Source organism: Urechidicola vernalis, from assembly GCF_031846385.1.
Classification (GTDB): domain Bacteria; phylum Bacteroidota; class Bacteroidia; order Flavobacteriales; family Flavobacteriaceae; genus Urechidicola; species Urechidicola vernalis.
The window spans coordinates 50,927-64,443 of record NZ_JAVRHV010000002.1; the positions used below are offsets into that span (position 1 = coordinate 50,927).

Annotated in this window: 8 protein-coding genes; all 8 read left to right on the top strand. The window is 35.1% G+C overall.

Annotated features, from left to right (window positions below):
* The first annotated feature begins 69 nt into the window (after window positions 1–69).
* The 8 genes from RM519_RS05475 to RM519_RS05510 all read left to right on the top strand — a co-directional run bounded on the left by RM519_RS05475 (window position 70) and on the right by RM519_RS05510 (window position 13,504).
* Window positions 70–1,491, top strand: a complete 1,422-nt coding sequence (locus tag RM519_RS05475) for a sulfatase (RefSeq protein WP_311592609.1) — start codon at window positions 70–72, stop codon at window positions 1,489–1,491.
* Between the two features lie 13 nt (window positions 1,492–1,504).
* The gene (locus RM519_RS05480; protein WP_311592612.1) at window positions 1,505–3,025 is read left to right on the top strand and encodes a sulfatase family protein; all 1,521 of its coding nucleotides are present in this window, start codon (window positions 1,505–1,507) and stop codon (window positions 3,023–3,025) included.
* A gap of 14 nt (window positions 3,026–3,039) precedes the next feature.
* Window positions 3,040–4,446, top strand: a complete 1,407-nt coding sequence (locus RM519_RS05485; RefSeq protein WP_311592614.1) for a sulfatase-like hydrolase/transferase — start codon at window positions 3,040–3,042, stop codon at window positions 4,444–4,446.
* 1 nt (window position 4,447) lies between these two features.
* A complete protein-coding gene (locus tag RM519_RS05490; RefSeq protein ID WP_311592615.1) occupies window positions 4,448–5,956 on the top strand; it encodes a sulfatase family protein in 1,509 nt (502 codons plus the stop codon).
* On the top strand, window positions 5,946–6,812 hold the full coding sequence (locus RM519_RS05495; RefSeq protein ID WP_311592616.1) for an alpha/beta hydrolase: 867 nt from the start codon (window positions 5,946–5,948) through the stop codon (window positions 6,810–6,812). Before RM519_RS05490 ends, RM519_RS05495 begins: the two co-directional genes overlap by 11 nt.
* Before the next feature lie 12 nt (window positions 6,813–6,824).
* Complete coding sequence (gene lacZ, locus RM519_RS05500; protein WP_311592618.1) at window positions 6,825–11,294, top strand: beta-galactosidase, LacZ type; 4,470 nt, start codon at window positions 6,825–6,827, stop codon at window positions 11,292–11,294.
* A 7-nt stretch (window positions 11,295–11,301) separates the two neighbouring features.
* Window positions 11,302–12,699, top strand: a complete 1,398-nt coding sequence (locus RM519_RS05505; protein ID WP_311592619.1) for an arylsulfatase — start codon at window positions 11,302–11,304, stop codon at window positions 12,697–12,699.
* A gap of 91 nt (window positions 12,700–12,790) precedes the next feature.
* Window positions 12,791–13,504 (top strand): DUF4488 domain-containing protein, encoded by a 714-nt coding sequence (locus RM519_RS05510; protein WP_311592620.1) that lies wholly within the window; start codon window positions 12,791–12,793, stop codon window positions 13,502–13,504.
* The last annotated feature ends 13 nt before the right edge of the window (window positions 13,505–13,517 follow it).

The following is a 13,517-nucleotide window of genomic DNA, read 5'->3' on the forward strand; positions in this document are numbered from 1 at the left end:
GGCTCTTTTTACCAATTAGACATAGTTAATTACAGCAACAAATTTTAAACATATATCTTCGTAATATCCATGTCAATTCCTAAAAACATACTTCTTTATATTTTCCTATTTGTAGGAATCAACACCTTGATTGGTCAAACAGAACTACCTAATGTTGTTTATATAAACGTAGACGATTTAGGTTATAAGGATGTTGGTTTTATGGGAAGCACGTATTACGACACACCAAATTTAAATACTTTAGCTACCGAAGGTATGGTGTTTACAAACGGATATGCTGCGGCTGCCAACTGTGCACCAAGTAGAGCCTGTTTTATGACAGGACAAAATACCCCTCGACATGGAGTTTACACGGTTTCACCTTCTGCAAGAGGCCATAAAAAGTCTAGAAAACTGATTCCTACCAAAAACATTATTCATATTACCAGCGAAATTCAAACGTTAGCAGAAATATTTAAATCCAAAGGATATACTACCGGTACTTTTGGGAAATGGCATGTTTCTAACAATCCGTTAAGAGATGGATTTGATGTTAATTTTGGAGGTAATTATAAAGGAAACCCTGGAAAAAACGGATATACTGCTCCTTACAATCAACTTCCAAATTTAGACATCGCACCTGAAGGCGAAAACTTAACAGATCGTTTAACTTCGGAAACAATAAAATTTATTACCCAGAACAAAGACAAACCATTCTTTGCATACATTCCTTTTTATACTGTGCACACCCCACTAATGGGTAAAACCAAACTGGTAAACAAATACAAAAACAAGCAAGGATCTAACGGACAAAACAATCCTGTTTTTGCTGCTATGGTAGAAAACATGGATACCAACGTTGGAAAAATTTTAGCAACCCTCAAAGATTTAGGATTAGAAAAAAACACCCTAGTCGTTTTTACTTCAGACAATGGCGGTATTCGTGCAATTTCTAATCAAACACCTCTTAGAGCAGGAAAAGGTTCTTATTATGAAGGTGGTACAAGAGTTCCATTAATTGTCAAGTATCCAAAGATTATACAAAGTGGCTTAACAAATAATACGCCAGTAATCAATCTAGATTTCTTTCCTACATTTATGGAAGTACTCAACATAAACTCCATAAATCAAGATTTAGATGGCGTAAGCATTTTGCCTTTACTAAAAGGAAAAACAATTAACGAACGACCTTTGTTTTGGCATTTCCCAATATACCTGCAAGCGTACAATCAAAAAGAAGACGATGGTAGAGACCCGCTTTTTAGAACACGACCAGGCTCAACCGTTTTATATAAAAATTGGAAACTTCATCATTACTTCGAAGATGGAGATTTAGAACTATACAATCTTACAACTGACCTGGGCGAGCGTAATGATCTTTCTAAAGTAAACCCAACTAAAACAAAAGAATTATATACCATGTTGAAATCATGGAGAATTGAATTAGCGGCGGAAATTCCAGAAGAATTAAATCCTGAATTCGATTCTAATTACAAACCAAAAAAGAAATAATACCAACTACATTATGAAATTTTATAACTCAATTATTGCAATTTTCACTGCATTTACCATCATAGGATGCGGTGGATCTAAAACTACGGAAAAGACAAAACAAAATTCAAAACCAAACATTGTTGTAATATATGCAGATGATCTAGGTTATGGAGACGTAAGCAGTTATGGTTCAACTGAACTTATCACGCCAAATTTTGATCGTATTGCAAATGAAGGAATTCGTTTTACGAACGGATATGCCTCTTCTCCTACCTGTACTCCAAGTAGATTTGCATTACTATCTGGTAAATACCCATTTAGAACGCAAAGAGCAAGAGTTTTGCCAGGAAACGCACCATTACTATTCGAATTAGGAAATCAGACGTTACCTTCAATGCTGCATGATGCAGGATACTTTACAGGAGTTGTTGGTAAATGGCATTTAGGATTGGGTGGAGAAAATCTAGATTGGAATCAAGAAATAAAACCAGGCCCATTAGAAATCGGGTTCGATTATTCTTATATCATGGCCTCTACTAATGACCGCGTTCCTTCGGTTTATGTTGAGAATCATAATATTGTTGGATTAGACCCAAATGATCCAATTGAAGTTAGTTACAAGAAAAACTTTGAAGGAGAACCTACAGGAAAAGAAAATCCTGAATTGTTAAAAGTACATCCAAGTCATGGACACGACATGAGTATCCACAATGGTATTTCAAGAATCGGATATATGCGCGGAGGTAAAGACGCTTTATTTATCGATGAGGATATGAGCGATGATTTTTTAAGAGAATCTAAAAAATATATCAACGACCATAAGGATGAACCTTTCTTTTTATTTTATAGTCTACATCAACCACACGTACCTAGAATACCACATCCAAGATTTGCAGGTAAATCAGGTTTAGGACCACGTGGCGATGTTATTTTGGAAGCAGATTGGGCTGTAGGTCAATTCTTAGATGAACTAGACAGATTAGGATTAACAGAAAACACAATCATCGTATTTTCTAGTGATAATGGACCTGTTTTAGATGATGGGTATCATGATGATGCAGTTACTAAAAACGGAACACACACCCCTAGAGGAGGTTTAAGAGGTGGAAAATACAGTTTATTTGATGCTGGTACACATGTGCCTTTTATGGTGCGTTGGCCTGGTACAATTAAACCTGGTGTATCTGATGCATTGGTTTGTCAAGTGGATTTTACGGCATCATTTGCTGCTTTAACTGGGCAAGAAAACTCCACTCCTGATAGTGAAAATGTATTAGATGCCTTTTTAGGAAAATCAGATAAAGGAAGAAACAGTTTATTACTTGGACAAAGTAATATTACTTCATTTATAAAAGGTGATTATGTTTTAATTCCGCCACATAAAGGTGGAAAAATGACCAATAAATGGGTGAATATTGAAACAGGCCGCAACAAAAATGTTCAGTTGTATAATTTAAAAACAGATCGCAACCAACAGAATAATATTGCTAAAGACAACCCAGAAATGGTAGAGGCAATGCTTGCTGAAATTGAATCCATAAAAAGTAAATAAGCAATTATTCTAAAATGAGAAACCATTTAGTTAAAATAGCATTCATTTTTATCTTCAGTTTTGGAATTGTACAAGGGCAAAATTCTGAAACCCCTAAAAAACCGAATATCATTTTAATCCTAGCCGACGATTTAGGCTATGGAGATATAGGTTGTTATGGCAGTAAGCGTATAGAAACACCTTTTATTGATACTATGGCAAAAGAGGGCATGAAATTTACAGATTTTTATGCCGCATCTGCGGTATGTACGCCAACAAGAGTTAGCATTCTAACAGGTAACTACCCTATTCGCTACAATGTTTCTCAACATTTTAATGACAGGGAAATGTTCTTAAACAATGACATGCTAACGATTCCAAAATCCTTAAAAAAGGAAGGCTATACTAGTATGCATATTGGTAAATGGCATTTAGGTGGATTGAACGAAGCTCACATTTTAGATAGAGAAAATTCAATACCAGGTCCATTGCAACATGGGTTTGATTCCTATTTAACGATGATTGAAGATCCTTTGTACCGTGCTCCTGCCATGCGAGAAAAACGTTTGTATAAAGATGCTGGAAAACATCTGGCAAAAGACGATAATATTCAACAACCAAATAACACCCATTGGACAACTTTAAAATTCGATGCTGCCAAATCATTTATTAAAGAACAATCAGAATCAGATAAACCTTTTTTCTTAAACCTTTGGTTAGATGCTCCACATGCTCCTTATGAAGCTTCAGAAAAAGGCTTAATGGAAAAATATAAAGATAGAACTACAGGTCAAGATCTTTTGTATAGAGGAATGGTATCTCATCTAGACAAAGGTGTTGGAGAAATTCTGAGTGAACTAAAAAAACTAGGCATTGCTGAAAACACTCTGGTAATTTTTACCAGTGATAACGGGCCTGCATATTTAGGAAGTCCGGCACATTTTAAAGGCAGAAAAACTGATTTCCACGAAGGAGGAATTCGAGTTCCAATGATTGCGTGGTGGCCTGGAAAAATTAATAAAAACACCATAAACAAAAGTTTAACAAGTACTATAGATTTATTACCAACTTTTAACTCCATTGGCTCGGGAGAAATCAATTCTTCTACTCCTATGGATGGAATTGATATTTCAGAAACCTTTTTAAATGGAACTGAAATTCAACGAGAAACCATGTTTTTTGAGATTTCTCCTCGCTACAAAAACAGTGGTAATTACGTAAACACAACAGATATTAGACATAAACCAGTTCCTAATCAAATCGTAAGAAAAGGACCCTGGAAATTGTTGGCTGTGGAAGGAAATCCAACTGAACTTTACAATCTAAATGAAGATCCTTATGAACGTTGGAATCTAATTAAACAATATCCTGAACAAACAAATACATTACTAGCCGAGTTAAAGAATTGGCTAAATGAACCTAGACAAGCAATCCCATATTAATATGAACACCTTCATTAAAATATTTTCTCTTTCTATAATCGCTATTTTATTTGTGAACTGCAAACAAACTAAAGAAGCACCTATTAAGCCAAATATCCTTTGGATTATGGCCGAAGATATGAGTACCGATTTAGAATGTTATGGAATGGAAGCTGTAAAAACTCCTATTTTAAATCAATTGGCTTCAGAAGGCGTTAGGTATACAAATGCTTTTGGAACCAACTCAATTTGTTCTCCTAGTCGATCTAATATGATGACTGGTATTCATCAAAACGTTGCAAATACACAACATCACAGATCTAATAGAGATATTCCATTAATGACCCCGTACAAACCAATTACTTCTTATTTAAGAGAAGCCGGATATACATGTATTCTTGGTAGTCATTTAGCAAAGGGTAAAAGCCAGAAAGTAGATGTTAACTTTAAACATAAGGCTGTTGGAAACTGGAATGGAGAAACTGAATTTGGTTTATTTGATAAACTAGATACGATTAAAAAATCTGATGAACCATTCTTTTCCCAAATTACGTTGAATGTAACTCATAGAGGTGATTGGTGGAAAGATGTAAGTAATGATTCTAAACATAGGGTAAATCCTTCTGACGTCATACTCCCCCCCTATTTTGCAGACACACCATTAATTCGTGAAGATTGGGCTAGATACTTAGACCAAATTGAATATATGGACAATGAAGTTGGTCTTATTTTAGATGATTTAGAACAAAAAGGTTTAAAAGAAAACACAATAGTCGTATTTATTGGAGACAATGGAAGATGTAACATGAGAGGTAAAGGCTATTTATACGATCCAGGATTAAGATTACCTCTTATTGTGAATTGGCCTGCACATATGACAGGTGGGAAAGTTGATGAAAGGTTGGTTTCATCAATAGACGTTGCAGCTTCTATTTTAGATTTTGCAGGAATTGAATTACCATCTTATATGACTGCAAAACCGTTATTAAACAACGTAGAACCTGGCAGAGACTATGTGTATTCTGCTCGCGATTTATGGGATGAAGTTCTAGAACAATCAAGAGCCATATCTACAAAAGAATTCAGATATATAAAAAATAATATCGTAGATCAGCCCTTAGATGCCAAACAAGCGTATTTGGAGTTTTACAGACCTGCGGTGCATACCATGCGTACTTTGAATGAAAATGGTGAATTAAATGAATTGCAATCCAAATTTTTCTCAAAAAAGGAAAGCGAAGAATTATACGATTTGATTAATGACCCATACGAAACGAACAATTTAGCCAATGACCCTGAATATGCAAAGGAATTAGCAAAAATGAAATCTTACTATACCGATTGGCAAGAAAACAACAAAGACTACGGATTAGAAGAAATGAATTGGGATAATGCAGTTATTCCGAGAGCGCCTGGAGTTTTAAAATGGTTGGAGACAGAAAAACCAGAAATCATCACTCAAATGAAACAAGGTATTGAACCTGGTTTTGGAAAACTGGTGAAACAATACAACAAAAAGAATGAAAATTAAAAAACTCATATATATTCTTATTGTATTGTTTTCAATACATCATATTTGTGCACAGCGCAATTATGATACTAAAGAAGTTATTGAACTTTGGCCAAATAAAGTACCTGGAGAAAACGAAGTAAAAAAGGCCTCTACTCAGACAAATAATACTAAGAACAATGTTAAAAGGTTAACAGACGTTACCAATCCTCATTTAACTATATTTCATCCAAATGAATCCAATAAAAATGGAGCGAGTGTCATTATTTGTCCGGGTGGTGGATACCAAATACTCGCCATTGATTTAGAGGGTTACGAAATTGCCGAATGGCTTACAAGTCTAGGATTTACCGCATTTGTGTTAGAATATCGTGTTCCACAAAAACAAGAAGGCGCACTAATGGACATTCAAAGAGCACTTAGAATTGTTCGAAATAATGCAACTGAATGGAAGTTAGATTCAGACCAAATTGGTATACTTGGCTTTTCTGCTGGGGCCAGTTTATCCGCAAGAATAAGTACTAATTTCAACAAAAAATTATATCCATTTGTTGATACTGCTGACAAACATTCAGCAAAACCAAACTTTTCTGTTTTGGTTTACCCAGCCTATTTAGACAAAGGTCCAAACAATACCTTAACTCCTGAATTAACTTTAGATAAAAATACACCTCCAATGTTCATTTTTGCTACAGCAGATGATCCATTTGCAAATAGCGCATTAGTTATGGCGAGTGCTCTTAGAAGTAACAAAACACCTGTAGAGTTACATCTTTACGCTAAAGGTGGACATGGATACGGATTAAGGCCTGGAAACGAAGCCGCTGAAAAATGGCCTGTTTTGGCCGAAGATTGGTTCACTAAAATTTTAAAATAAATCTATACATAAATGCTTAAATCAAAATTACTAATAGCTATTGCAATATTATTTTCATGTGCCCTTTTTGCACAAAAAAATGATGCGCCAAATATTATCATTATCCTAACCGATGATCAGGGATATAAAGATGTTGGTTTTAATGGAAGTAAAGACATTCCTACCCCAAACATAGATCAAATCGCTAAAAACGGAGTTGTTTTTACAAACGGTTACGTTAGTTATGCGGTATGCGGACCCAGTAGAGCAGGATTATTAACCGGACGTTATCAGGATAGGTTTGGTTTTGGACGTAACCCTCTATTGGCACCAAATGATATAAAACAAGGAGTTCCTGTAGAAGAAGAAATGCTTTCCGAAGCACTAGATAAAGTTGGTTACAACACCTTAGCAGTCGGAAAATGGCATTTAGGAGCACATAGAAAACAACGTCCTTTACAACGTGGGTTTGATGAACACTTCGGATTCTTAAGTGGAGGACATCGTTATTTTCCAGAAGATTGGACTTTAAACGATATTTCTGAAATTAGAAGTCAAGGTGACGGTTACAGAACAAAACTTTTAAAAAATGGAAATCGCGTTGAAGAAACAGAATACTTAACGGATGTATTATCTAGAGAAGCGGTGGAATTCATCCATCAAGATCGAAGTGATCCATTCTTTATTTATTTAGCCTACAATGCACCTCATGCACCGCTACAGGCTACTAAAAAATATTTAGATAGATTCCCTCATATTAAGGATAAAAAGAGAAAAACATATGCCGCTATGGTTAGCGCTGTAGACGATGGTGTTGGCGCTGTTTTAGAAGCGTTAGAAGACAAGGGAATTACAGACAATACTATTGTGTATTTCTTATCAGATAATGGTGGCCCTATTAAAAATGGCTCTAATAACGATCCATTAAGAGGTAAAAAAGGTGATCTTTTTGAAGGAGGCATCCGAGTTCCTTTTGCTATGCAATGGCCTAAAATGATTAAGTCAGGACAAACTTATGATCACCCAATTATTTCTTTAGATATTTTTGCCACTGCGGCTGAATATGCCGGTTTTACACCTAAAAATGATATTGACGGTGTAAATATTGTTCCTTATTTAAATGGAAAATCTAAGGAGGCACCACATGATTATTTATTCTGGAGAAAATTTGATCAAGAGAGAATTGCGGTAAGACATGGAGATTATAAACTAGTGCAGGAGTCTGGCAAAAAAGCACAGCTATATAATGTATCGGAAGACAAAAGCGAAAGTAACGCTGTTAGCAACGAAACTGAATTTTCAAACCTAGCTGAGAAGCATGCCTCTTGGAATAAAGAACAAAAAGATCCGGTTTTCTTAGGCTTATTAAAAGATAAAGAATACAACAAGACACACCCTAATCGTTTCAAAATTTCAGAAGTGAAGGACTCCTATCCGGAATGGGAAGATTTATCTATAGTTGGGGTTAATAAGGAAGAGCCAACTGCTACTTTTTATCACAATGTTCCTAAAGGCAAACATAACGATTGGAGTAGTTCTGAAAATTATATTTCATTAAATGGGACTTGGAAATTTAATCACGTAAATAAACCTTCTGACAGACCTATAGATTTTTACAAAACAGATTATGACATTTCTAAATGGAAAGACATTGAAGTACCGTCTGATTGGCAAATGCATGGATATGATTTCCCTATTTACACTAATACTATTTATCCATTTCCAATAGACCCTCCTTTTATTCCAGACAGTTTCAATCCTGTTGGAAGTTATAAACGCAACTTAAAAATAGAAAGTGACTGGGAAGGACAACAAGTATTTATGCACTTTGGCGGAGTTAACTCTGCGTTCTATTTATGGATTAATGGTCAAAAAGTTGGATATAGCGAAGGTGCTAAGACTCCTGCAGAATTCGACATTACAAAATATTTACATGTTGGAAATAACGATGTAGCTGTAGAAGTTTATCGTTGGAGTGATGCTTCTTATTTACAAGATCAAGATTTTTGGAGATTAAGTGGAATTGAACGGGATGTTTATGTATATGCGGTTCCTTTTAATCACATAGCAAATGTTAAGACAAATGCTTCTCTCGATGCTTCATATACTCAAGGAATTTTCAATGCTGATATTACCTTAGCTGGTACTTATGAAGACCAACAAAAATTAGAAATCTCAATCGAAGATACCAATGGAGAAACTGTTTTTAACAAAACGGTTGTGGCTTCAAATGAATTGAACATTTCAGAGCCTGTAAATGGTATTAAATCTTGGTCTGCGGAGAGTCCAACCTTGTACAATTTATCTATCAAATTAATTGAAAACAATTCTGTTATTGACAATACAGAATTAAGAATTGGATTTAGAACAACTGAGATAAAAAATGGACAATTATTAGTAAATGGGCAACCTGTTTTATTAAAAGGAGTTAATAGACATGAACATCATCCAAAAAATGGGCATGTTGTTACTAAGGAAGATATGATGGCTGACATTATAGATTTCAAAAAATACAACATCAACGCAGTAAGAACGGCCCACTACCCTAACGACCCCTTATGGTATAGCCTTTGTGATGAATACGGAATTTACGTTGTCGATGAAGCAAATATCGAATCGCACGGATTTGGATATGCACAGAGCAAAACTCCGGCGGCAAAACCGGAATGGGAAAAAATGCATTTAGATCGTATTGAGCGCATGGTAAAAAGAGACATCAATCATCCTTCAATTGTTTATTGGTCTATGGGTAATGAATCTGGAGCAGGGATTAACTTTAAGAAAGCATATGATTGGATGAAGCGCTATGATACTTCTAGACCTGTTCACTACGAGCGCACTGAACGCAGAGATATTAAATATAAGGAACGTATTACAGACATTATTGGCTGGATGTATACCCAAAGAAAAGGTGTTGAAAGAGACTTACTTTCCAAATTACCAAACATGCCAGAAGAAGAAAGAAGACCTTTTATTTGGTGTGAATATAGTCATGCAATGGGTAACAGTAATGGAAACTTTAAAGACAACTGGGATTGGGTTAGAAAACATCCAAATGTACAAGGTGGATTTATTTGGGATTGGATGGACCAAGGAATTGAAATGACCTCTGATGATGGCGAAATCTATTATGGTTATGGAGGAGATTTTGAACCGAAAAAAGCAAGAATAAACAACGATAATAATTTTTGTGCCAACGGATTAATTGGATCAGACAGAACACCGCATCCGGCTATTTATGAAGTTAAAAAAGCACATCAAGACTATCATTTTACAAGAAATGAAGATGGAACTATTGCTATTTACAACGAGAATTTCTTTATAAACTCAGCCGATGTTGCTTTTTCTTGGGAACTTTTAGAAAACGGATTAGCAATTGAGTCTGGGTCTTTAAATGTTAAAGATATTGCACCGCAACAAACGGCAACCGTTTCGATCAATTTCAACACGAACCTGAAATCGGAAAATGAATATTTCTTAACAATTTTTGGAAAGAAAAAAACGGATGGTGAATTGCTATCTATTGGTCATTCTTTAGCCCATGAACAATTCTTAATTCAAGAAGCCCCGCAAACAACTATAGCCAATAGAAAAGGTAAATTAAAAATTAACATGGACAAGGCCAATCAAACGCATGTTGTTTCTGGTAAGAATTTCGAATATGTATTTGATGCGAATGGCTTTGGGTTAGAATCTATTAAAAACAATGGAGTAGAGCAGTTAACAGCACCTTTAGCGTTGAATTTTTGGCGTGCACCAATCGATAATGACTTTGGAGCATTTAAAGTAGATATGAGACCGAAAGACAGTGTGTATTTTGAATGGAGAAAAGCGGCTAACTCTAAAAAGCTAATTGCTTTAACCCCATCAAAAACTAAAAACACCTATAAATTAGTTTATGAATTTGAGCATCCTTTAATCGATTCTAAGAACACGATTACTTATACAATTCATGGAGATGGTACTTTAGAAGTGCATTCTAAATTAACGCCGAGTGCTACCCACGATTTTAAATTTATGCCTAGATACGGATTTACATTAGGTATTTTGAAAGAGTACAATAATGTCTCATATTACGGAAAAGGGCCTTTCGAAAATTACAACGACAGAAATACAGCTGCCAATGTTGGTGTATACAATTCTTTGGTTGCAAATTTCTTTGAGCCGTATATTAGACCACAAGAAAATGGAAACAGAACAGAGGTTCGTAATGTTTCTTTCGTAAACAATTCAAACGAAGGATTTTATTTTGAAGCGCTGAATACTCCAATTTCTTTTTCTTCTCATCATAATCCTATGAGTGATTTTGATCCTGGAAATATCAAAAAGCAAACACATACGATTGACATTAAACCAAAAGATGCAGTTTATTTACATATAGATCATGCGCAAGTTGGTGTAGGTGGTGATGATAGTTGGAGTAGAAATGGATTAGCCGATCCACAATATAGAATTGACCCAAACAACTGTGAATTTAGTTTCTCAATTAACCTAATAAAGTAATTTATAGATGAGGTCCTTAAAGTTTTTAATCGTCATTTTTCTTGCAGTTAATTTTGCAAATTGTCAAGCACAAAAACAACCAAACATCATCTTAATAGTTGCAGATGATTTAGGATGGGGTGATGTGGGCTTTAACGGACAGGACAAAATCAAAACACCAAATATAGATTTACTTGCAAAGCAAGGAATGGTGTTTAACAACTTTTATGCTGGCTCTACGGTTTGTGGCCCCTCAAGAGCCAGTTTAATGACTGGTATGCACATGGGGCATAGTACCGTAAGAGGAAACCCTAGATGGACTGCTACGGGTAAACCGGTAGACATTACTAAAGAGGATGTAACCATCGCCGAAGAATTGAAAAAGGCAGGGTACCAAACCGCCATGATTGGAAAATGGGGCTTAGCAGAAAATTTAGAAGAAGGAAGACCAAATGAGCAAGGGTTTGATTATTTCTATGGATTTAATAAACATAGACCAGCGCATCATTATTATCCAGATTCTATTTATGAAAACAATAAGAAATTAGTTATTGACGGAAACAATTGGAAAAAAAAGGAGAAGCATTATATCCAAGACATGTTTACTGATAAAGCCAAAAACTATTTACGTAAGCAAAATGACAAACCGTTTTTCTTGTATTTAGCCTATACTACTCCCCATTATGAGTTAACGGTACCAGAAGAATCAAAAAAAGCATACAGAGCATTAGATTGGCCATTAAGAGAAATGAAACCAAGACATTATCTACACGATAAAAATGGTCATGTTACTTATGCTGCCATGGTTAGCAGAATGGATCAACAAATTGGAGAATTAATGAGTCAATTAAAAGAGCAAGGACTCGAAGAAAACACTATTGTAATATTTACCAGTGACAACGGTCATGAATATGACAATGTAAAAAATGAATTCTTTAATAGCAATGGCCCTTACAAAGGTCGAAAAAGAGATCTATACGAAGGCGGGGTAAAATTACCATTTGTTGTAAAATGGCCAAAGAAAATTAAACCAAATACTTATTCAAATCATATTAGTGCGTATTGGGATTTACTCCCAACATTCTGTGATGTTGCAGCAATGAATCCTACAGCAAATATAGATGGTATATCGATGTTAAATAGTTTTAAAGGGAAAGATAAAAAGCAACTTATACACGATTACTTATATTGGGAATTTAATGAAGGTAGAGGGCCGATTCAGGCCATTAGAAAAGGTAAATGGAAATTGGTGAAACGTTATCAAAAAGACTTTGAATTGTATAATTTAGACGAAGATGAAGGGGAAACAAAAAATTTGGCTTCTGAAAACTCAAAAATATTAGACGATTTAAAAACTAAACTCGTTGATGCTAGAACCGAAAATGAAAACTTTCCTTTGATAAAATTAAATCCCAATAAAAAGTAAAGTTTTAGATTTTAGCGACTTCAAAAATAATTAGACTATCAGTTTTTCATTTAATTTGTATTTTAGTGCAAGCAACTAGAACCATTCTATTATGAAAAATATAATCTTAATCTTCATATTTCTTTTCACAACATTTAGTGCAATAAGTCAAAGTCCTGTGGGCGCCTGGGAGCGAACCTATACTGATAATGAAGGAAAAGAATTACGAATGACTGTCATTTTTACCGACAAATATCAAGTTGCAACTTGGTATGATGCCAAAACGGGTGCTTTCGTAATGACCAACGGAGGTACATGGAGTTTAGACGGAAAGACCATGACAGAGAAGGTTGAATTTGATTCGAATGACTCTGAAAATGTAGGTAATGAAGTTTCGTTTGAGGTTGAATTAACCAAAAAATCATTGCAGATAACGGGAACAGATAATATTCTAAAACGCCTAGATAATGGAAAACCTGGAGCACTGCAAGGGGCTTGGCTAATGTCTGGAAGAAAACGTGATGGTGAAATGCAATCTAGAAATACAGATAGACCACGTAAAACCATGAAAATTCTTTCTGGCACTCAATTTCAGTGGATTGCATATAATACAGAAACCAAGCAATTTATGGGAACAGGTGGAGGAAAATACACCACCGTTAACGGAAAATACACTGAAAATATTGAGTTCTTCTCAAGAGATGATAGTCGCGTAGGTGCAAACCTAGAGTTCAATTATGAGTTAAAGGACGGTGCTTGGCACCATTCTGGATTTTCTAGTAAAGGAGCCCCTTTATACGAAGTTTGGAGTACTCGAACGAAATAGATAAAAAGCGTAA